Source organism: Anaerosporomusa subterranea (genome assembly GCF_001611555.1).
Classification (GTDB): domain Bacteria; phylum Bacillota; class Negativicutes; order Sporomusales; family Acetonemataceae; genus Anaerosporomusa; species Anaerosporomusa subterranea.
This window is the reverse complement of the sequence record NZ_LSGP01000013.1, coordinates 186351-208539: the sequence shown is the minus strand read 5'-3', so window position 1 is coordinate 208539 and position 22189 is coordinate 186351. Positions and strand designations below refer to the sequence as shown.

The following is a 22189-nucleotide window of genomic DNA, read 5'->3' as shown; positions in this document are numbered from 1 at the left end:
CCCTGAGCAGGGGGCGTTACAATCTTAAAAAGAAACACCTATCCCACCTGCCTATCTCTCGTAGGTCATAACGGTGTGTCAGAATAGGTAGGTCTCCTGACTTGGGATCATTGCTGTCTGCACCTTCCCGGAATAAACCCAGTGGTATATCGCAGAACAGGCTCCCCTTTACAGTGGCGGGACCGTGCCGGCATCGCACCGGACTTCCCAATTAAGCTTCACGAAGCACCTATCCCCACTAATCTACTGTTAAATTGTGCGTAGTTATCTGTATTATATTCAATGATGCATCAAGAAGTCCTGCTTACGATGACAAAAAAATGCAAAAGCTCATCTTTGTTCATCGCTACATTTGTGTTATCACAAAGAACAATTAAGTATATAGTATCCAGCATTCATTATTTACAGAATATATAGCAATATTTCATTTATTGGTAAAATTATTGGCAGGAAAGCGATATGTTTACAAAACATCATCTCAGCCACCCTGGCATGACAGGACTCGGCGCAGCTATGATCGGTTTCTGTATTGCTCCCATGTCCTGGCCTGAGCGCATCATGGCCGGCGTAGGTGGCATAATGTTGATCGATCCGGGCACATTCACTGACGTAATTGGAATAGTTTTGCTGGCTGTGGTCATGTTCATCCAATTGAAGAAAAAGAAGGATATTAATAAACAGCCCCTCTCTGCGTAATTAGCAACGCTTAATACATGACGATCCGGCGTCCGGATCGTTGTTTTTTTTCCATCAGCACTTGCCGTCTGTCAAGACAATGTTATAATAAAATACAAGCTCACACGAAAGGATGAACTCCATGTTTAACACACCATTTACTGTAAAGCTAGCACGTACTCTTTGGCTGAATGCTTACCGGGCTCAAATTACAGATGCATCAGGCGAATACTGCGCAACCTTGCGCCTATTCCCGCAAATACCGCTTGATCGCCAAGATGTGCCGGAAAACGCACCAGAAGCTAAACTCTACTTAGTAATCCTTGTCGAAGATGCCCCCATGCTAACTGACGATAATCTCGTCTCTTTTGAGACCCCTGTGTCTGTGGTCGTCATGGAAGAACTGGGCAAGCTAGGCATGTATCCCGATTCCTGCCAATTCGTTTACCCCAACCTGATGACAGAGCTGGAACAACCCATTCAACAATAGTCATACGCATGCAAAAGAGGCTGTGTCGAAACTTTCGTTTCGGCACAGCCTCTTCTTACTATCCATTCATATAGCTTTTCAGGAGTTTACCCAGACGCTCAATACCTTCGGCAATGAGTTCTGGCGTAGGGCTCGAGAAATTCAGCCGCAGCGTGTTGGCGCCGCTGTTATCAGCATAAAACGGCGTTCCTGGTACATAGGAAACTTTTGCTTGCTCAACCGCTAGTGGCAGTAGCGCTGAAGCATCCATGCCGTCTGGCAAAGTGACCCAGAGAAACATCCCGCCGTGAGGGGCCTGCCACTTTACACCTGCTGGAAAATGCTGTTTCATCGCTGCCAACATCACATCCCTCTGTAGGCGATATTGGTTGATAATGGTCTCAATATGCGCATCCAGATCATTATCTGTAACATAACGATGAACTGCTCGCTGGGTTAAGGAATTAGAAAGCACATCACTTGTCTGTTTAGCAGTAGCGACTCGTTCAATAAATTCTGGATGAGCAACCAGCCAGCCTAGTCGCAGACCAGGGGCAATAATCTTTGATGCAGTCCCGGCATACATTAGCCAAGGACTGTCTGCCAGGCTCTTAATTGCCGGAATCGCTTCACCTTCATAGCGCAGCTCACCATAAGGATTATCTTCAATAACTGGTATTTCGTAGCGGGCAGCCAGTTCCGCCAGACGGCGGCGACGCTCCAGCGACATGCAAATGCCGGTAGGATTTTGGAATGAGGGAATTACATAAATGAATTTCGGACGTTTGGTCTGTATCGCAGCCTCCAGTTGATCGACCAGCATACCATCCTGATCCATCGGGATTGGAAGAAGCCGAGCTTGATAGCCTTTAAAGATCTGAAGAGCAGCTAGATAGGTTGGGCTTTCTACCGCCACATAATCGCCAGGATTAAGCAAGATACGGGCGATGAGATCAAGAACTTGCTGTGAACCGTTGCCGATTAGAACATTTTCCATTTCGCATTGAATGCCTAGACGGCTAACCCTGGAAGCAACCCACTTCCTAAGCGGGCCATAACCTTCACTGATGCCATACTGCAAGGCGCTAGCGCCTTGATCAGCGAGAACAGCGGAGAAAGCTGCAGATAATTCAGCAACCGGGAATGAGCTCTGCGCGGGTGAACCGGCAGAAAGTGCAATGACATCAGGCCGTTGCATGGTTTTAAGAAGATTTTTAATTGCCGGATCTTCCATGCCGCTTAATCGCTCAGCCCAAGAATAATTCATAACGATCACTCCTGTCTCAAAATTGGGCCAGTCTACGGCTGGCTATCTTCGCTATGATATGCATAAGCGTTGTGATTATGAATTGATTCAAATGTTTCACATTCCGCTTCAAACCAACTGACGCCTCTAATGCCGCGCAGAACAAGCACCATGTCACGCAAAACATCTTCGACAAATTTCGGATTTTCATAGGCTCGCTCTGTTACATATTTTTCATCTTCCCGCTTTAACAGAGGATAGACCGGACAACTTGCTTGTTCTTCTAGTAGCGTAACCAAGTCCTCAATCCATGTAAACGTACCCGGACGCTGCCGGAGTTTCACTCTCATAACCCCGCGCTGATTATGTGCCCCACAATCCGATATTTCCTTGCTACATGGGCATAGTGAAGTGAACGGAACCGCAACACCTAGTGTAAATTCCAAGCGTTCACCTTGCACGAGATTGCCGGCAAACGAGCAGTCAAAATCCAATATACTTTTTAAGCCAGTGACTGGCGCAGTTTTTTCGATAAAATATTTAAAGTGAATATCAATGCCAGCCCGCTGCGCATGCAGCCGCTGCAGAACATCGCCCAACAATTGTTCCATCTCACGATAGGATACCGGCTTTTGGCTCCAGGCGAACAAGGCCTCGATAAACCGGCTCATGTGGGTGCCTTTGTACTCTTGCGGTAAATCTACTGTCAGTCGGATGCGGGCTAACACAGACTGAAGCGCCCCAGCTTTAGTCTTTATTTGAAAGGGCAAATGCACATCAGTAACGCCAACCTTCTGAATGGCGATACCGCGTACATCGTTTAGATTCTGTACGTCTTTCATTGCGTCCCCCCGCGCTCTGCCGCTTAGTTATAGTCTGCGGCTATATTTCCTCCATGGTTTTAAAATGAACTTTAGCGACTTCGATCAGCGCCTCGCGCCCCCGTTCAGCAGCAAAGCGTCTACCAGCGGCAATGACGGCGGCTGAAGCCCCTTTGGGGAACTCCATGCCGTATTGGGCCCGAAAGCTATCCAGCCTGGCCAAGAAACGATCCCTGGCCAATACAGAAGCGGCCGCCACCGCGATATTACGTTCAGCCCGGTGACTTTGTATAAGCGTCAGGGCTTTTCCTTTGGCCATCAAGCGCGACAGAATCTGCCGTTCATCGGCAAACTGGTCAACAATAGCAAACCGGCAAGGCTCTTTTTGCAAAAGATCTTCTATCGCCCGGGCGTGGGCCCAGGCGAGCAACTGATTCAAATTCTTACCTTCTGTTCGCAGTTGTTGATATAACGCATTATAGCGAGACGGAAGCAGCTCCAGTTCAACATAGTGTCCATGGCAGATTTCCCGGATACTAACAGCCAAGGCTCTCACCTTGGCATCGGATAAGACTTTGCAGTCTTTAATGCCTTTTGCAACCAATTGGGCCTCTGTTTCATCGTCAACTAGCACAGCTCCAACGACTAGCGGTCCGAAGAAATCACCTTTGCCTGATTCATCAGTCCCAATCCAGCGTCCGTCAAAACCTTCTACATTGGCAAAGCCCAAGTCAGCCCCCTGCGGTTTAGTTGGTTGGGCGGATTGGCGCGGTGGAACTGCCAATAGCGATTCTACTTTCTGCCGCAATTGGCTGGCGGCAGAGCCGCCAAGCGTTAATGAGATGCCCTTTTTGCCACTGTAGATATTGAGAGTAATCGACTCTTTTGCGTCAGTGATGGTTAACTGAACACCATAGGCGATCGAGCGAGAACTGGCTATAACCAAATCATTCTCAGTTACGTTTTTCGTAATCGAAGCGACTGTTTCTTCTAATGCGGCCATCGGCACCCTCTCCTATTCTGTTTCCGGCAGTAAGAAAGCAGCTGCAAGCGCCGCTTGTCTGACTATACGCACAGGCTCACCGCACGAGTGTGACAGTCGCAGGCAATCCTCATACTCGGGAGTGACCTGACAGACTTTGCCTTGGTGGCGGCTGATCTTTACCCTGACACGACCCCAAGCTGTTTCAACTGTCAACTCACTCCGATCGGCGATAATTCGTTCGACTGGAAAATAGCGAAGGCCGATGCTAGTCGTTTCGGTTAACGCGACTCGCGCCACTACATCTAGCGCCACACTCGGCGCTAAAATTGATAAAGTGTGAGCCGGACGGCTCTTTTTCATGATTATTGGGGTAAGCCAGACATCCAAAGCGCCCGCGTCAAACAGTTTGTCCATAGCCGGCGAATAATCTTGAGGGTTCATGTCGTCAATATTACACTCAATAATGAGTAGCTCATCCTGCCGGGGCTGCAAATCGCCGTAAATCATCCGCAATACATTCGGAATTTCAAGCTCCCACGTTCCAGCACCATAGCCAATCCTGCGGCTGACAAACCGGTCAGGCATAGAACCGAACCCTTTTGCCAGAGTCGACACAATCGCCGCTCCGGTTGGCGTGACCAGTTCCCGTTTGATATCGCCGCCATACCAGGGAATCCCCTGCAGCAGTTCCGCGGTCGCAGGCGCCGGCACAGGCATTAAGCCATGATCGCACTTGACAAAGCCCGCTCCTGCGTGCAGCTTTGAAGCATATAGACTAGTAATGCCCAACTCATGCAAGCCGAACGCGGTACCTACGACATCAACAATAGCGTCAACTGCGCCGACTTCGTGAAAATGGACATCTTCCAAGGTGGCGTTATGAACCTTTGCCTCGGCAGCTGCTAAACGCAAAAATATTGCGTTTGCAGTCTCTATTACAGACTTTGGTAATCCTGAAGTTTCGATGATCTGTAAAATGTCCGACAGATGTCGGTGGTGTTGACGTTTCGTTAGCTTAACATCTACGTACACTGCGCTGATTCCGTGTTTTTCTACTCTCTTGGTTAAAAGCTCATAACCGGAGATCGGTAAGTTAGCTAGCATAGAGCGCAGCTGTTCCTCTGGCAAGCCGAGATCAAGCAGCCCACCCAGCAGCATATTGCCGCTGACGCCGGAAAAACAATCTAAATAAACAACAGACATTGCTTCACCTCATCTGGTTAATCATACTGGCCAAACGACCGGCGCCAAATCCATTATCAATATTGACAACCCCAATCCCTGCCGCGCAACTGTTAAGCATAGCCAACAAGGCCGACAGGCCGCCGAAATTCGCTCCATAACCGACACTAGTTGGAACAGCAATAACTGGTTTCGCAACCATACCACCGACTACGCTAGCCAGCGCGCCTTCCATTCCGGCAACCACAATCAGGACATTGGCCTGCTGTAGCAGATCGTATTGGGCGATCAGTCGATGAATACCGGCAACACCGACATCATAGACAGTCTTAACCGTATTGCCCATCATTTCAGCCGTGATCGCCGCTTCTTCGGCCACCGGTATATCGCCGGTTCCGGCCGTAACGACCAGAATGAATCGATCGGGATCAACAACAGTCTCATCACGTTTTACAGTAATCAATCGAGACTGTTCGCGGTAAACGGCGTCAGGAACAGACAATTTAACCGCCTCAAACATTTCATGTGTGGCCCGCGTAGCCAGTAGATTGTTGTTATGACCAGCCAAGCGGGTGGCGATCGTTGCCACTTGTTCTACCGTCTTGCCCTGACAGAAAATAACTTCAGGAAATCCTTGACGGATGGTCCGATGGTGATCAATTTTGGCAAACCCCAAGTCTTCATAAGGCAGAGTGCGAAGAGCGGCAACTCCTTCTTCGGTGGATATCTGACCAGAGCGGTACGATTCCAATAATTCTATCAATTGCTTATCATCCATGGTTGTCCACTCCCGTTGTGCTGGTGTTATGTAATCACCGTGCTCTTAATTACAGAAGACACAGAGTACCTAGAGGGCACTTAGAGAGGCTAAACCCCTAGGTAATCTGTGCTTAAGCCTTGTGTTTAACTCCGCAGCAGACTTGCTATTTAAACACTACTAATCTAAATGTATACTACCATATACAAACAAACTTCTCAATAACAGGAATTTACAAATCTTGCCTCTGTCAATTTTGCAATTGTCCTCGCCGCGATACAGCGACTAATTCTTCTAACAAGGTGATTATCTTTAGTTGGGCCTCTTCGAGCAAATCCATACCGTAATGTAGCACGATCATTTGCGGATTGGCTAATGTTCTAGGAGCAGTCTTTGCCAGCTCCAAACTGGTAATTGCTAATTCTAGTTGCTCAGCAGCCGCCACAATCTGATTATCCAAAAGCAACTCCAACAACGCAAAGTGATATACCCGTATCGTATCCAACGCCTGACTAAAGCCCATGCTGCTGGACTGATGTTGAACAAATTTAACAAAATGATGAGTAAAGTCAATGAATTCTTTGTTTGCGGCTACTTGCGCATCAGCGCAGGCGCTAATGATCATGCTGTATAGTTGATTGATATAATTATTTTGTATTTGCATCAGCGCTAGAATATCTTGCATTCCGGTTTCGTTTGACGAAGTCAGTGAAATAAGCTGAGTATCCTCCATCTACTCACCTCCAAAGGAGTAGCATACCAATATAGTCTATTCCCCAAGTGAGCATAAAGTTTCTGTCCCGGGAAGGAAGCCCAATAAACCTCGCACAAAGCGCGAAAAGAACGTTAACGCTGTATTTATATCAATTCGCTTTGCAACGCGTGCGCGCTTCGCGCTAACGAACCGTTTAATTTCTATCCAGAACGAGAAAGATCGCCAGCGAAACGCGGCGATCTTCTTTAGTCATTCTTGTTGTTGTCTTGCCGGTAAGTGAGACCGTAGTTTCTGCTATACCGTTATTCCTGCGTCTTTTGCTTTATCATGTTTTAGTCGATTTTGCATCCTATCGATTAACAAATATACCAGAGGCACTATAATCAAGGTCAGCATGGTCGAGGTAATCAGACCACCTACTAAGACAACGCCCATCGATGAGCGCAACTCAGCGCCAGCGCCGATACCAAGAGCAACCGGCAACATACCAAAGATCATGGCAGCTGTTGTCATCAGGATTGGGCGAAGACGAACAGCGCCCGCCTCTACCAACGCTTCGACGACCTCCATGCCGTTTGCACGCAGCTGGTTGGTATAGTCTACCAGCAGAATGGCGTTTTTTGTAACTAAGCCCATCAGCATGATAACTCCGATGAGAGCCATAATGTTAATCGTCTTAGCCGCGACCAGCAACCCGAGAATCGCTCCAACCAGCGAGAAAGGCAATGACAACATAATGGTTAGTGGATGCACAAAGCTCTCAAACTCAGCTGCGAGCACCATGTAAATCAAGATAATCGCGAGCACCAGTGCTTTGCCGATTTCAGCAAAGGATTCCTGCATCATCTGGGCCGAGCCGACGAATTTAGTTGAATAGCCGAGTGGTAGATTGAGTTCAGGTAACAGGTCACGCACTTTGGCGATGATCTCACCTGCCGAGACTCCGACTGCATTGGAATAAACGATAACTTGACGCTGCCGCCCTTCGCGGTCAATCTGCGTCGGACCGGAGGATAACTTGACTTCCGCAACATCACCTAATCGGGCGAACGTGCCGCTTTTAGTCGAGATGCGCAAATTGGCTACATCATCAATATTCAAACGACTCTGCTCCTGTAATTGAACGCGAATATCATAGTCGCTGTCAGCGATATTATATTGATTCTTGGTCGTTTTACCCAGGAAGGCCATCTGGATCACATCGCCAACAGCGGTTGCGTCAACGCCGATTTCTCCCATTCTGGCTGGGTCCATTCGGACTAACACCTCAGGCTCGGACTGTTCACTCGAGATATCCACATCCGCGCTACCAGGAATTTGGCGAATCTTCTCGGCTAAATCCTGCGCATAGTGAGAAAGTGCTTCTAGTTCAGGTCCGCGCAGCGCCAACTGAACTGGTCGTGAATCACCGCGTCCCACGCCTTGGTTGTTTTGCACTGCAGTTTTCAGGTTTCTAACTCCCCGCAGCTTGAAGCGCAACTCGTCCATAATTTGTGTCATCGAACGATCTCGTTCGCTGGCAGAGATCAGTCTGATGCCTAAAGTTGACCGATATGTCTGCCGATTCTGTCCAACAAGCAAATAAGCGGCCTCCAATTCGGGTATTTCGAGAACTAGTTTCTCGATTGGTGTCACTAGTTCTTTCATCCGGTCAATGGAAGTGCCAGCCGGCGCGTTCATCACGATATTGAATTCTCCGGAATCATAGGTTGGTTGAAATTCGACGCCAAGAAATGGTGTCAGCATGACATTGATAAACAGAGACAGCACAGCGACTACAACCAATTTCTTCGGGCGTTGGAGCGCCCAGCGCAAAATAAACACATACAGCGTGCGAACAGCTAGAAAACCATTTTCGAAACTGTCTAGCATTTTTTGCACTAACCGTGAGAAGCCGCGAGGGGCAACGGTTTCTGTTGAATGCGGTTTGAGCCAATAGGCCGCCAGAGTTGGCGTCAACGTAAAGGCGACAAACAGTGAAAACGCAACCGCAAAAGCGACTGTCAAGCCAAACTGTTTAAAGAATTGACCGATAACTAAGCCCATGTTGCCGACAGGCACAAATACCGCCAAGATGGAAAGTGTGGTCGCCATGACCGCCAGCGCAATCTCTTGTGTTCCGTCTTTAGCTGCCTCGAACGGAGATTTACCTTCCTCCATATGGCGAAAGATATTCTCAATGACAACAATCGCATCGTCAATTAATATACCGACCGACAGACTAAGACCCATCAGAGACATATTATTTAACGTGAAATTCATCGACTTCATTAAGAAGAAAGTGGCAATGATTGACGTCGGAATGGCAATAGCGCAAATAATAGTGGCCCTGCCGTTACGAAGAAATAAAAATGTAATAAAAACTGCCAAAAAACTGCCAAAAACCAGCGAAACAATGACATCTTCCACGCTGTCGCGGATATAGACTGAGCTATCACGAGTCATAGTTACTTTCATATCTGGCGGCAGTACGTTGTTGCGCAGATGTTCGACCTGCTTCTTTACCCGTTCGGCCACATCAACGGTATTACTGCCAGATTGCTTCTGTACAGACAGCATAACGCTAGGTTGACCATCAGTGCGGGCATAGACCCGTTCTTCCGCCCAACCGTCCTCAACATTAGCGATATCAGACATGCGGATCAGCCGACCTTGCTGATTCGCCACCACAATATCCTTAATATCTTGCACACTACGGTATTTGCCGATGGTGCGGACAGTCAGCTCAGTGCCTTTCTCATTAACCCGGCCGCCAGGTGTGTTGATGTTCTGGTTGTTGGCGAGTTCTAGAATTTGCTGAAATGTTACATTATAGGCTTCCAGCTTTTGTGGATCCAGGTAAATATGTATTTCGCGTTCAGCCGCGCCATAGACGTTAACCTCAGCCACGCCATCGAGGCGCTGCAGATCGTCCTTAACAAGATCAACAGCGATTTTACGAATTTCGCCGCGGTTGCGCACGTCTGAAGCCATACTAAAATACAGGATCGCCTGGGCAGTAATGTCAAACCGTTGCACGACCGGCTCATCAATCTCTTCCGGCAGACGGCGGCGCACACCGGCCACTTTTTCGCGAACTTCGTTGGCTGCTAACTTGGCGTTGGTGCCGAATTCAAACTCAATCGTCGTTTCCGACGAGCCTTCACGTGAAACTGAGGACAAGGTCTTGATGCCAGACACCGAGCTGACCGCATCTTCTACTGGCTTAGTGATCAAACTCTCCATTTCCTCAGGCGAAGCGCCGGTATAAGTAATCCTCACAGTGACAATCGGAAAATCAACATCAGGGTTTAGGTCTATGCCTAAACTGGGATAAGCGCTCATGCCGAACACGACCAATAGCAGCACCAACATGGTTGTGAAAACAGGTCGCTTAATGAAGGTACTGATTCCCACTATTGTCCACCGTCCTTGGCGGAGGCCTTCACCGTTGCGCCGTCTTTGATCTTGTTCTGACCAGCGACAACAATTAGATCTCCTTCCTTAACGCCGTCCAGCACTTCAGCAATCCCATTGCCCACATAACCCAACTTTAGCGTCTGCTGCTGTACCTTGTTATCTGCTTTAACGACATAGACGGTTTTTTGGTCTTCCCGCATAACTAAAGCGATTTCCGGAACCACCAGCACGTTCTTTTTGACGTTGCCGATGAGTTCCACTTTAGCAAACATACCCTGCTTTAAAATTCCGTCCGGATTCGGCACACTGATCTCAGCCGTAAACGTCCGTGCCGGTAGTGCTGCCGCCGGAGAAATGCGAGTAATGACACCAGAGAAATCACGTCCGTCGAGTGCACTCACGATGACCTTCGCGCCAGCTCCAACTGCAAGCTGAGTAATCTGACCTTCCCCCAAAGTCGCTTTCGCCAACAAAGATGAAGTATCCGCCAGACTGATAATCGGTGTCCCCGCTTTGGCGAAAAATCCTGCCTGGAGGTGACGTTTGACAACTACACCATCACGGGGAGCGAGGATACTGGCATTATCCAATCGGGTAGCCAATTGATCAAAGTTACCTTGTGCCGCTTTGACTTTACCAATATTTAAATCACGTTTGATTCTAGCCGTATCATAGGCCTGAGCCGAAATTGCCCCCTGTTTAACCAAAGAATCCATGCGTCTTAGTTCGAGGTCAGCTTGCTCCATTTCAGCCTTGGCAACAAGCAGATTCCCCTCGGCCTGTGTCAGCAGTGCCTTCAATTCCTGCATATCAAGATCGGCAACGACGCTGCCGGCTTTAACAACATCGCCTTCCTCGACATACAGCTTATCAATACGGCCGTCAGCTTTCGGTGAGATATCAGCGTTCCAGCCTGCTTCCAAGTTGCCTGACAACACAATGACTGGATTGATATCCTGGCGGCCGACCCTAGCGGCCTCCACCTCGACTACCCGCCCCTGAGCCAGCCGACCTGCACGTTCTTTATTCGCCGATAAATTGTCATATATGCGGTATGTAATAATACCAGACAAAACGATGAAAATTAACGCAGCCACTCCAATGATTTTTCTTCTTCCAGTTACCAATCTATTCCACGCTCCCCGAATATTGTCATAATCTTTATTTTATCATAGCGCATTTTATTCGCATAGTTTAAAACATTCAATTATTTTGCCGGTGCGACTGGCAGGCGAGTCGCCTGGACGGGTGGGATACCAAAAGAATAAATGCTAATCGTCAGTTTGCTTTCCAGTTGACCAGGTTTTGCTTGCATCACAATGTTAGAAACGCTGTTGAAGCGAGGGCCTTCTTCGATTTTTTTAACAAAATTCATTGTTTGAAAAAAACTACCATGAATAACTAGTTCCATTGACCATTCCTGATAACCGTTTTTATTCATGGCTGCACCCGGCTTGAGCGACACCAACTTCGCGCCGCTGGCTTTTGCTGCTGTTTCGCTTTGAGATAAAAATTCGCTGACCCGCGCTTCAGACGGCAGCATCCGTTCGAGTACATGTAACTTATCATCAATCAGCTTTAAATATTTCGCCGGCTCCGGGTGGATCATGCCAAAATCCTGTGCTGCTTTAACCAAACTGCGTTCCGCCTGCAGCTGGTTTTCTATATCTGTCATACGCTGTTGGTATGGAAACAATACGAGACCCGCGAACAACCACGTCAGCAGGACCATCCCAAGGGCAAAAGCACAAACTTTATAGCGTAGCGGCAGAGTATCAAACTGCATCTGTGTCACATCCCCTTGAACTTCACCCTATATTCAAAATTGGCGTTCGTTTTGTCGTGCTCGGCTCGGATTAGCGTAAACTCGGTAAACATCACATCGTCTTGAGCCTTTTTCAAAAATTCCGCAACATCCGGATAATTTTTCGCCATGCCAGCGATCTTTAAATTATTTTTATCGCCAGTTACTTCCGTCAGCCAGACTCCGTTCGGAATGATAGCCCCCAGACGTGCGATCGCAGCGTAAAGCGGTGGACGCTCCTGGGTCAGGGCCAGCAGGATGGTCTGTCTGGCAGTAATCGCCTGTTGCTTAGCGGTTGCGGTCCGCATTTGCGTCAGCGTTGGTTTGAAAAGTTCATGCTGCTGCCTTACCTGCTGGAGTTCAGTCTCTAGTTTTTGTTCTGTATAGAGCAGATAACCCCAGAAGGAGCCAAGGCACAAAACGAACAAGCCGGCAGCGATGGCGAAGGAATGGCGAGCCTGCAAAAAAGGGTTCTTCTTTACCGGTGGCAGCAGATTGATCGTAATCATGCTTCTCCTCCCCGCATAGCAAGTCCAATCGCAACAGTCAACTGCCCAGCTAGCCCTCGAATATACTGCGGGTCAAAGGCGGCAGTCGAGCGAACAGAAAACAGCGGATCAAGTAGTGCAACCGGCATGCCTGTCTGCCACTCTAAATGCTTGATCAGATTATCAAGGTTAGCGCCGCCGCCAGTCAAGATTACTTTATCAATTACTGCACTTCTGTTTTGCACTTTGTAAAATTCAGAGGTCTGAACGATTTCTCTCGCAAGTTCCCCAACCGACTGAGCCAGCTTGCTGTGCACATCGGTTGCGTCGTCGTCATCGTTACGCGGACGCAGCAGCCCTTCTTGGCGCACTTTCAGCAGTTCAGCCTCCTGGTAGGTGAGACCAAGTATCTGCATAATATCAAGCGTGAAGTTGCGCCCACCCATTACGACTGTCCGGGCCGCAACAGGGCACCCTCCCTGGAACACAGTGATCTGGGTGATCGAGTCACCAATATCAACCAACAGCGCAGAATCCGGATCACCCAATGCCCGGCCCGCCGCTAGTGCGTCAATATCGATAGCAATCGGTTTTAGACCTGACTCGTTAGCTAAAGCCACTAAAGCATCAATTTCTTCCTTGGGAGCAGCTGCAATGAGTACCCGCATCTCTAAGTCAGTCTCAGACTTGCCAACAATCGAATAATCGTAATAATAGGTGTCTGGGGCGAAGGGAATATATTTCTCAATATCCCAGGTAATCGCCTCTTTTAATTCTGCTGGTTCCATTGATGGGAATAATACTTCCCGGACAAACGTCGACCGCCCGCCAACAGAAAATGCGACATTTTCACCATGGCAACCTGCTGACAGCATTAACTGCTGCAGTTGCGTAGCAAGCAAGGCCGAATTACTAATCAATCCGTCCGTAATTGCTCCTGGCGGCAACGCTGTCGCGCCAGCCGCGATCAAGGCTGGCTGGCTTTGAGAATAGTCAAGCTGAGCAACTTTGATAAAACCGCTGCCAATATCGACACCAGTTATGTATTTGCTGTCTCGATTAAACAGGTTACTTAGAATGCTCACGTTCACACTACTTTTCTGCCGGATGGCGAGGTTTAGCTTGGACGATAATCATCGCACGCGAGATGGCGCTGATGATATCAATAACAAATTGCATTTCCAACGACTTTACACGAGTATAGGTCTCGCCTGTGGCGGTGACGACATAGCGCGACGGCAAATAATTGAGAGCCAGTGACGCTACATCGTATCGGCATTGCTCACAGTTACACATATCAGGCTGAGTAGCCATTACCTCGTCGAGCTTCTCCCACACCAGATCTTCCATATAATTCTTTAAATGCATGATCAATCTCCTCCCCTATTTGTTAGACTTGTAACTGCTCCACGGACCAATGTTGACTGTATTACCAACATCTGCAGGAAGCTCTGTATGGTCGGCAAAAGATGCATCATAAGTAATGCTTACATTCTGACGCATGTTCACCCCGCTGCCTGATACCACAAATCCTTTGATCTTAGTCCCTTGTCCCAAACTTATGGCACCGTTGGCATAAAGACTGGCTTTGAAGTTTTCTGAACCTTTACCAAAGTTCTGTTCAACATCGATTGTTCCTTGTGCCGCCAGCAGAACTGGTATTGTGGAATCAGATTGTTTCCCGAAATTTTGGCCAACTTTGATATCGCGCCCGGCCAGCAGGGCCACACCACCGCTAATGTCCATGTTCTGTTCGATGGTAATGTCTTTTAGAGCGATTAACTTTATATTGCCGCTAAGAGTAACATTCTGTCCGATGACAATGGAATCCTTAACAAATATAGTGCTAGCACCATTGCCAGAATATGTTGTATTCTGGCCTAAAACCAGCGAACCATTGACAAAATAATTACCGCCAGACAAAGGCCACGAAGGGGCGGGCAAGGTGGAGGAATTGTTGTCCCAGGGGATTGTGAATATGGGAATATCAACCAAAGGTACACCCTCTGTTTTAGGAACAGATGAGTTTTGTTGTGTTGTGACCGTGCCGTGAGCTGACACTACTCCAGACACGACTGAATTTTGTCCGAAGGTGGCGTTGCCGTTTGTCCCTATCGAGCCGGTAATATGGGTGTTTTGTTCAGCGATAAAATCCGGGCCGCAGAAAACAGCTGAGCTATATATCGATGACGCGAGCGAAATAGTAAAATAAACCATTCGGTTAGCCAATCCGACAGTGCCCGTCGACGAAATCGTCCAGTTGTTGCCAGAGCCGACCACTGTTACTCTATAGGTTCCTGACGTTGCATCAGAGCCGATAACTGGAGAAGTCCAATTCGCGGTTTTATCCCTAGTTGCGGCGACAAAGGCAGCATCTTGGGTCAATTTCGCGATCGCTTCGCGTGCTCCAGACTCTGCCAGATATTGCGCCGCCACGCCATTGCGGTAATTTGCCGACATATCGACTTCAGTCGATGTACGTCTGACCATGCCGGCGCCGACAACACCGAGCAGTGCTAGGATAACAAGAGCCAAAATCCCCGCAGATCCGGCTTGTTTGTTTATTTTGAAAAACCTCACTTTGTGACCTCCATCACTAAGCAAACTAGCGAGGAATGTTCATTCCGGTAACTGCTGTTCGTAGCGTATAGTCAGGGCGCTTTGCGGAATCGCTGACCGCAAGATCAGTAACCGCCAGTTCAATTCCTATTGTCAGCGGCTGTCCTGCGGTGTTGGTTCTCAATATTTCAAACGCCAATTGGCTAATGCTGACATTAACGGCTTGTCCTTCACCTGTGACTGGTTGGTTAATGCTTGCATTCTTATTTTGCCTTAATATCGCAGTAGTTCTAGATTTGTCGAGCCAATATGTAATCGTATCAGTCCCGAATTGTTCTGTCTTAAAGGTGATACTTTCTGGACTGACTGACGTAATTGCATTTGCGTATTGCAGATCCCGCACCATACTATCCATAGCGTGGCGTGCGGTCTGTTGCAGTTCCACGTGTCGATCAGCCTGTGTCCGGGATTGAAGTGAAGAAGACAGCAAGCCAAACAAAGCTGCCATCAGTATTCCGGTCAGGAACAGTCCGATCATTAATTCAATGAGAGTAAAGCCTCTTTGGGATAACTGCCAGCGCATCACTGCCTCCGATAAATGATTCTATTTTGTAGAAAACAAGGCAACCATTTGCATGGATTGCACCTTTGTCCCCTTCGACCAATTCACCGTAACCTGTACTTCAACCAGTGAATTCGACGTAGGTATTGCTAACACCTGTGTGGTAATTTGATAATCTATGCCATTTAGGTTTATCGGCAGAGTTTCTGTGCCTTGCCAAGACAAAGTCCTTGGCAACGCCCCATTCCAAAACGTTGACGGCTGAGTTTTTAGCAGTTCTAATTGTTTTTGTGCTAGATTGGCAGCTACTGTATAGTCAGCTGCGCTGGAATAGGCGGCGGTTGCGGGTACGAACATTGCGGCAACCGCAGTTAGAGCCACACTAATTATAATAATGGCAACTAAAACTTCAACTAGAATAAAGCCATTTTGGCCTGTACGCCTCACAGCGAATTCACCACCCTAATTCGCCCGGTAGTTTGCAGCACAATCACATAACGAAATAGAGTTGGTTTACTTCTGCTCTGCAAAGATATCGTTGTACCGGTCACTGGCTTGCCATCCAATTTAAACGAAATAGGACTAGTTGTTCCTACGAGTTGAACAGAATTTGGAAATTTGGTGAACGGTTTAAGACGATTACCCAAGCCAGCTTCAATAGCGTATCCCGTAGGATAAAACGTGATCATCGGTGATGTCATGTCAGCTGTACGATTGATAGTCTCCTGCTGTGTCCAGCGAATGTCAGACGCCAGCTGTTGAGCCACGTCTTCAAGTTCACGAACAGTGACCGAATCGCCGATTTGCGGCACAGCAACAGCAGCCAAAATCGCCAAGATCGATAGTACAACAACTAATTCGATAAAGCTAAAACCGCGTTGCATAACTCACCTCATTAGGCCAAAGTACCAGGTCAGAATATCTCGCCCATAAAGGAGCGTAAGAAATGCGCCCAAGCAAATAAACGGACCAAAGGGGATCATATCTTTGCGACCTCGCAGGCGAAATACAAGTAGGATCACCCCTGCCAGTCCGCCAATAACAAACGACAAAAATAAGGCCAAAAGGATATCTGGCCATCCCAGCCAGATACCCAGCGCAAAACAGAACTTTACATCACCGCCGCCCATGCCACCCCGGCTAAGCACAGCGATGATAAGCAACAGTCCGCCGCCGACCAGGGCAGCTAGTCCCATATCAAGTAGCGACGGAGAACCAAGATAGTAGCGTATTGAGACACCAGCCAAAGCAAACCAGATCAGAACCTTATCAAGAATCAGCTGGTGATCATAGTCAATGAAAGTAATCACAACCATAAACGACACAAAGACACAAGCCGAGACAGTTTCCCCTGTCCAGCCGAAAACAGAAAAACACCATACAAAAAGAAACGCGGTCAGTGATTCCACGATCGCGTAACGAGAAGCTATCACTTCGCCGCAATATCGGCAGTGGCGGCCAGACAGAAAGTAACTGAGGACGGGGATTAGGTCGATGGGTCTAAGAGGAGTTTGACAGTTTGGGCAATGGGATGGCGGGTAGACGATAGATTGATTTAGCGGGATGCGGTAAATGCAGACGTTGAGAAAACTGCCGATGAGAAGACCGAATAGAATACAAAAAAGAATAATCATCACGATTTGTCACCTATATATTGATAAATAAATAATCCTAAAAAGTTAGGACGAGACGGCACTGTCAAACAGTACCGCCTCGGAAAGAGTATATCAAGGAATCACACTATCCGCTCGGTAAACCACTGCATTAATTGTAGCAATTGCACGATCTGTATCGGGAGCGGCATTACCAATACCATAAACAACAGCATTACCTGCATGATTTCTTGGAACTGGTGCTGAAGCTATAAATCCCCGCGTAACGAGGTCGGCAATCACAGTTGTTCCAGCTACATAAGTACCATTTGCTCTGTCCATGGCAATTGCGCTATCTATGGTCCGCAAATCAGCTTGAACTTTCGCGCGTGTGGCATTGTCATTGGCCCCTGCAAACCGCGGCACCGCAATAGCGGCCAAAATACCTAGAATAGCAATAACAACAACCAACTCAACCAGAGTAAAACCTTTCTGATTCCGTTTCTTAAACATCTTCTCACTCTCCTACTAATTATTTATAAATACTAAAGAAGTTTTACTCTTTCCCCAAAATCGGGCTAAAAGTCCTATTAATTCTTATTGTACAATAACTGTTATAAATTGTTAACTAACTTTTTGTTAATTTTGTAAAAAATAGTACATAATATATTTCTTTTCGACACTTGGATTAAACTCTAGTAGTTTCTTCTTTACCACAAAGTCGCAAAGGGCGCTGCACGCCTGCGGTTAAAGTGGCGTATGCTTTGCGTACAACGTGCGCAAAATATTTCTTTTAGTACTTCTTTGTGTCCACTTTAACTGTCTTCATGGTTTTGAACGTCTCTTCCGTTCTCCCTCTATGTCCACTCCGTGTCCTCCGTGGCAACGCAACTCCGCACTCTAGTGCCCTGCCCCGCTCACGATGTCAAATATCGGCAGTAACACCGCCACCACAATCAAGCCAATCAGTATGCCTAAAAATCCTATCAGCATCGGTTCCAGCATACTGCTCAGCCGTCCCGCCATGTCGTCAACATCGCTTTCATAAAAATCGGCGATCTTATCCAGCATGCGGTCAAGCTCGCCCGATTCTTCGCCAATAGCCGTCATATGGATGACCATTGGCGGAAACACGCCACTTTCCTTTAGCGGCCCGGCTATGCCTGAACCTTGGCGAATACTGTTCTGGGCGTTGGTTAGAGCACTAATCATCGCATAGTTGGCAGTTGTTTTCTTTACAACTTCAATAGCCTGAAGAATCGGTACTCCGCCACGCAGCAGGCTGCCTAACGTGCGGGTAAAACGGGCAATGGCAATTTTTCGCATTAGCAAGCCAAACACCGGTATTTGCAATAGCAGAGGATCAACCTTTTGGCGAAAGCCTGGCTTCTCAGCCAGATAGGCAAAGCCTATGACCGCTCCGGCCACAAGAAGCAACAGCAATGGCCAATATGTCTGGACAAATACACTAGCTGCCACCAGTATCCGGGTTAACAGTGGCAGTTCAATTTTCATGTCTGTAAACATCTTGACAAACGTCGGTAAAACAAAAGTAAGAATAAAGGTCAGTGACACTAGTGCCATGCCGACAACGACAGCAGGATAGGCCATAGCTGATTTGATTTTTTCATTCAACTTATGTTCTTTTTCAAATTGGACGGCCAGACGCTCTAGCACGTTATCAAGCACGCCGCCCAACTCGCCAGCCTCGACCATGCTGATCATAACTGGCGGGAAGACGCGCGGGTGTTCGCTAAGACTACGGTAGAGAGCTTCCCCTTCTTGCACCTTGCGGTAAATCGTCTTCAGTGTCTCTCGCAGTTTCTTGTTTGTTGTTTGTTCAATCAGCACTAGCAGAATATTGTTCATAGACAGCCCGGCTTCTAGCATGGTTGCAAACAGCCGACAGAATAAAGCCAAGTCTTTAGTGCCTACTCCGCCACCTACTGACAGATCCAGGTTAAAGGAAATGCTGGGCGCAGCTTCACGGATTTGGGTAACATATAAACCCCGGCCACGAATATAGGCAGCCACTTCGGCGCGACTTTCACCGGTGAACGAGCCGCGGATAATTTGTCCGGCACGGTCTCGCGCTGTATAGGAATATTGCGGCATACAAACTGTCCTCCTATGCCTGCAGCAGTTTCAAAAAAGCGTCAGGGTCAATCGCATGGGCAACAGCCGCCTCCTTGTCAATTACGCCACGACGGTAAAGGTCTCTGAGTGAATTGTCCATGGTCTGCATACCAAAACGCGCACCAGTCTGAATAGACGAGGCAATTTGGTGTGTCTTGCCTTCACGAATCAAGTTGCGAATCGCCGGTGTACTCATCATGATTTCAAGAGCGGCGATCCGGTCGCTGCCGTCACTGCGCGGCAGAAGTTGCTGGGCGACGATCCCCTGCAGTACAGTTGACAATTGAACCCGGATTTGCTGCTGCTGATGGGGTGGAAAGACATCAACAACCCGGTCGATCGTTTGCGCTGTGTCACCAGTATGCAGAGTGGCAAACACCAGATGGCCGGTTTCTGCGGCCGTGATGGCAATGCCGATCGTTTCCGGGTCGCGCATCTCACCCACCAAAATCACATCCGGGTCCTCGCGCAAGGCGGCGCGAAGAGCGTTGGCGAAACTTTGGGAGTCATGGTGGATTTCCCGCTGATTTACAATGCTCTTCTTATGTTTATGCAGGTATTCGACCGGGTCTTCAAGAGTTAGGATATGGCAAGCGCGCTCGCTATTTATCAAATTGATCATCGCGGCTAGTGTCGTTGATTTGCCGCTGCCGGTGGGGCCTGTAACCAGCACTAGACCGCGCGGTCGCCGGGCTAGCGTAAACAAGGCCTCCGGGTGACCAAGCTCAGTCAAGGTTGGGGACTGTTCATTAATGATGCGCAGGACCAGCGCAACCGAGCCTTGCTGTCTGAACGCATTGACGCGGTAGCGGCTGAATTCAGGGATCGCATAGGCAAAATCCAGTTCCCCTATGGCATCAAACTGGTTTCTCTGAGGTACTGAGGTAATCGCAGTCAACAAGCGATAGGTATCTTCAGGCATAAGCGTTGGCATATCCATAGGCGTGAGCTGACCATGAATTCGCAGTGTTGGTGGAATGCCAACAGTCAAATGAACATCTGACGCCTTATTCAGCACAGCAGCACGTAAAATAGCTTCCATCTGCATGGAACTGTCCCCCTTATCCTGGATCATAGGCAACTCGCCTTACTTCTTCAATCGTTGTCAAACCGGCCATAGCCTTAGTGAAGCCGTCTTGACTCATGGTGGTCATGCCTTCTCTGGCCGCGCAGGCGGCGATTTCATCGCGGTCAGCGCGGCGATTGATCAATTGACGCAAGGCTGATGTTAAGGGCATGATCTCATGAATGGCCAGTCTGCCTTTATAGCCGGTTTGGCCGCAAAGTGAACAACCACGCCCCCGGTATAACGTAATCGGCTCATCGGAACGCAATCCCAGATACAGCCGCTCTGGCGAAACTGCAGTGAGCAAGTAGCTTTCCCGACAATCCGGGCAAACTTTTCTGACCAAACGTTGAGCAACTACTCCCAACACAGAAGAAGCAACTAGAAAAGGCGCTGCACCCATATCAATCAGCCGGGTTATTGCACCTGCCGCGTCATTGGTATGTAACGTGCTGAAAACTAAGTGTCCGGTCAGAGCAGCACGAATAGCAATGTCGGTTGTCTCAGAATCGCGAATCTCGCCTACCATGATGACATTGGGATCTTGTCGCAAGATGGATCGCAGCCCGTTGGCAAAATTAATACCCGCCTTGGGGTTAACCTGTACTTGGTTAATACCGTCCAGTTGGTACTCTACCGGGTCTTCCACTGTGATAAGATTACGATCAATCGAGTTCAGCGCCGACAAGGTCGAATACAGGGTTGTTGTCTTGCCTGATCCGGTTGGCCCTGTTACCAGGATCATGCCATATGGCTGGTAATATAAGCGACGATATTTCTCGAGAGTCTCATCAGATAGCCCCAGACGACTGATATCAAAGACGACTGCCTGTTTATCCAGTATCCGCATGACAACTTTTTCACCAAAAATCGTCGGCAAGGTTGATACCCGGATATCTACTTCCCTTCCGGCTTCAGTCACCTTGATGCGGCCATCCTGCGGCACCCGCTTTTCCGCGATATCCATCTCGCTGAGGATTTTAATTCTGGAGACGGCAGGGGCATGAGTATGCCTTGGAAAGGACGCTATCTCTCGCAAAACGCCGTCAATGCGCAGCCGTATGCGAAACCCCTTTTCCTGTGGTTCCATATGGATATCACTGGCTTTCTCGCGGATCGCCTGTGAGATAATTGTATTAATCATCGCGACAACCGGCGCCTCTTCGCCTGAGGGCGATCCTGGCTGAACCGCTTCTTCGCGCTGTTTGGCTACTGAGAGTGATCGGTATATATCGTTGATGGCCCGAACAACTTCACTTTCGGTTGCAATCACCGGCTTTACTTCGCTGCCGGTGATCATGCGGACATCGTCAATAGCGAAGAAGTTCGTCGGATCTACCATAACCAGTTTGATCACGTTATCTTGCTTCTCAATGGGAATAATCTGATATTTTTCCGCTAACGCACGAGGAATTAGGGCGGCAACAGTCTTATCCACCTGGGCAGGTGTCAATTCAACGCGTTTGACACCTAGCTGTATTTCTAACAGATCCAAGACTGCCGTTTCTGTTATGTAACCGAGATTGATCAGCGCGCGACCCAGGCGTTCACGTGTCTTGCTCTGCACGCTCAGCGCTTTTTCAAGCTGTTCCTGAGTAATATAGCCTGCATTCAGCAATAGATCGCCAAGGCGCTTGCGATTCTTCACATCTGTATCTCCTATCATTTGAAAACTAGAAAATCATAATTGAAAAGTTTTCTTGATTCACATAAACAACTCCTGCATTATTGCG

General features: G+C 48.3%; 23 protein-coding genes and 1 riboswitch. Of the genes, 2 read left to right on the top strand and 21 right to left on the bottom strand.

The genetic code is table 11. The features are described from left to right. Positions 1 to 69: 69 nt before the first annotated feature. A riboswitch (cobalamin riboswitch) is annotated at positions 70 to 248 on the bottom strand. A 211-nt stretch (positions 249 to 459) separates the two neighbouring features. Both AXX12_RS04560 and AXX12_RS04555 read left to right on the top strand, forming a co-directional pair. Continuing rightward, the gene (locus AXX12_RS04560; protein WP_066238771.1) at positions 460 to 696 is read left to right on the top strand and encodes a hypothetical protein; all 237 of its coding nucleotides are present in this window, start codon (positions 460 to 462) and stop codon (positions 694 to 696) included. A 121-nt stretch (positions 697 to 817) separates the two neighbouring features. Then, positions 818 to 1165: a hypothetical protein gene (locus AXX12_RS04555; protein WP_066238768.1), complete on the top strand. Its 348-nt coding sequence runs from the start codon at positions 818 to 820 to the stop codon at positions 1163 to 1165. A gap of 58 nt (positions 1166 to 1223) precedes the next feature. Here the strand turns inward: AXX12_RS04555 and AXX12_RS04550 are convergent, their stop codons facing one another. From AXX12_RS04550 to AXX12_RS04450, 21 genes are all read right to left on the bottom strand, one after another. After that, a complete protein-coding gene (locus AXX12_RS04550) occupies positions 1224 to 2411 on the bottom strand; it encodes an aminotransferase-like domain-containing protein (RefSeq protein ID WP_066238765.1) in 1188 nt (395 codons plus the stop codon). A 32-nt stretch (positions 2412 to 2443) separates the two neighbouring features. Beyond that, on the bottom strand, positions 2444 to 3232 hold the full coding sequence (gene folE2 / locus AXX12_RS04545) for a GTP cyclohydrolase FolE2 (protein WP_066238762.1): 789 nt from the start codon (positions 3230 to 3232) through the stop codon (positions 2444 to 2446). Positions 3233 to 3272: 40 nt separating this feature from the next. Further along, on the bottom strand, positions 3273 to 4214 hold the full coding sequence (gene rnhC, locus AXX12_RS04540) for a ribonuclease HIII (RefSeq protein ID WP_082816715.1): 942 nt from the start codon (positions 4212 to 4214) through the stop codon (positions 3273 to 3275). A gap of 12 nt (positions 4215 to 4226) precedes the next feature. Next, entirely contained in the window at positions 4227 to 5399 is a 1173-nt protein-coding gene (gene larC / locus AXX12_RS04535) for a nickel pincer cofactor biosynthesis protein LarC (RefSeq protein ID WP_066238760.1), read from the bottom strand. Positions 5400 to 5403: 4 nt separating this feature from the next. Further along, positions 5404 to 6156 (bottom strand): nickel pincer cofactor biosynthesis protein LarB, encoded by a 753-nt coding sequence (gene larB, locus AXX12_RS04530; RefSeq protein WP_066238757.1) that lies wholly within the window; start codon positions 6154 to 6156, stop codon positions 5404 to 5406. A 229-nt stretch (positions 6157 to 6385) separates the two neighbouring features. Beyond that, positions 6386 to 6868: a hypothetical protein gene (locus AXX12_RS04525; RefSeq protein WP_066238754.1), complete on the bottom strand. Its 483-nt coding sequence runs from the start codon at positions 6866 to 6868 to the stop codon at positions 6386 to 6388. Positions 6869 to 7144: 276 nt separating this feature from the next. Further along, positions 7145 to 10246: an efflux RND transporter permease subunit gene (locus AXX12_RS04520; protein WP_074431336.1), complete on the bottom strand. Its 3102-nt coding sequence runs from the start codon at positions 10244 to 10246 to the stop codon at positions 7145 to 7147. Next, positions 10246 to 11376, bottom strand: coding sequence for an efflux RND transporter periplasmic adaptor subunit (locus AXX12_RS04515; RefSeq protein WP_066238752.1), 1131 nt, complete (start codon positions 11374 to 11376; stop codon positions 10246 to 10248). Before AXX12_RS04515 ends, AXX12_RS04520 begins: the two co-directional genes overlap by 1 nt. A gap of 80 nt (positions 11377 to 11456) precedes the next feature. Then, positions 11457 to 12035 carry a type IV pilus inner membrane component PilO gene (locus tag AXX12_RS04510; RefSeq protein WP_066238748.1) on the bottom strand — a complete coding sequence of 193 codons (579 nt, stop codon included), beginning with the start codon at positions 12033 to 12035 and terminating at the stop codon, positions 11457 to 11459. Between the two features lie 5 nt (positions 12036 to 12040). Further along, positions 12041 to 12562, bottom strand: coding sequence for a PilN domain-containing protein (locus AXX12_RS04505; RefSeq protein WP_066238745.1), 522 nt, complete (start codon positions 12560 to 12562; stop codon positions 12041 to 12043). Then, positions 12559 to 13626 carry a type IV pilus assembly protein PilM gene (gene pilM, locus AXX12_RS04500; RefSeq protein ID WP_197470643.1) on the bottom strand — a complete coding sequence of 356 codons (1068 nt, stop codon included), beginning with the start codon at positions 13624 to 13626 and terminating at the stop codon, positions 12559 to 12561. The genes AXX12_RS04505 and pilM overlap by 4 nt, the downstream gene beginning before the upstream one ends. A 7-nt stretch (positions 13627 to 13633) precedes the next feature. Beyond that, positions 13634 to 13909, bottom strand: coding sequence for a late competence development ComFB family protein (locus AXX12_RS04495; RefSeq protein ID WP_066238739.1), 276 nt, complete (start codon positions 13907 to 13909; stop codon positions 13634 to 13636). 15 nt (positions 13910 to 13924) lie between these two features. Continuing rightward, positions 13925 to 15121 carry a DUF7305 domain-containing protein gene (locus AXX12_RS04490; RefSeq protein WP_066238736.1) on the bottom strand — a complete coding sequence of 399 codons (1197 nt, stop codon included), beginning with the start codon at positions 15119 to 15121 and terminating at the stop codon, positions 13925 to 13927. A 25-nt stretch (positions 15122 to 15146) separates the two neighbouring features. Continuing rightward, complete coding sequence (locus tag AXX12_RS04485) at positions 15147 to 15683, bottom strand: PilW family protein (RefSeq protein WP_066238733.1); 537 nt, start codon at positions 15681 to 15683, stop codon at positions 15147 to 15149. Between the two features lie 21 nt (positions 15684 to 15704). After that, positions 15705 to 16109: a type IV pilus modification PilV family protein gene (locus tag AXX12_RS04480; protein WP_066238730.1), complete on the bottom strand. Its 405-nt coding sequence runs from the start codon at positions 16107 to 16109 to the stop codon at positions 15705 to 15707. Further along, on the bottom strand, positions 16106 to 16546 hold the full coding sequence (locus tag AXX12_RS04475) for a pilus assembly FimT family protein (protein WP_066238727.1): 441 nt from the start codon (positions 16544 to 16546) through the stop codon (positions 16106 to 16108). Before AXX12_RS04475 ends, AXX12_RS04480 begins: the two co-directional genes overlap by 4 nt. Before the next feature lie 3 nt (positions 16547 to 16549). Continuing rightward, positions 16550 to 17296: a prepilin peptidase gene (locus AXX12_RS04470; RefSeq protein ID WP_066238725.1), complete on the bottom strand. Its 747-nt coding sequence runs from the start codon at positions 17294 to 17296 to the stop codon at positions 16550 to 16552. Positions 17297 to 17389: 93 nt separating this feature from the next. After that, entirely contained in the window at positions 17390 to 17767 is a 378-nt protein-coding gene (locus AXX12_RS19980; RefSeq protein ID WP_066238722.1) for a type II secretion system protein, read from the bottom strand. Between the two features lie 387 nt (positions 17768 to 18154). Next, positions 18155 to 19369: a type II secretion system F family protein gene (locus AXX12_RS04460; RefSeq protein ID WP_066238719.1), complete on the bottom strand. Its 1215-nt coding sequence runs from the start codon at positions 19367 to 19369 to the stop codon at positions 18155 to 18157. A 13-nt stretch (positions 19370 to 19382) separates the two neighbouring features. Next, positions 19383 to 20432, bottom strand: a complete 1050-nt coding sequence (locus AXX12_RS04455; protein WP_066240263.1) for a type IV pilus twitching motility protein PilT — start codon at positions 20430 to 20432, stop codon at positions 19383 to 19385. Positions 20433 to 20451: 19 nt separating this feature from the next. Next, a complete protein-coding gene (locus tag AXX12_RS04450; protein WP_066238717.1) occupies positions 20452 to 22122 on the bottom strand; it encodes a GspE/PulE family protein in 1671 nt (556 codons plus the stop codon). Positions 22123 to 22189 lie beyond the last annotated feature (67 nt).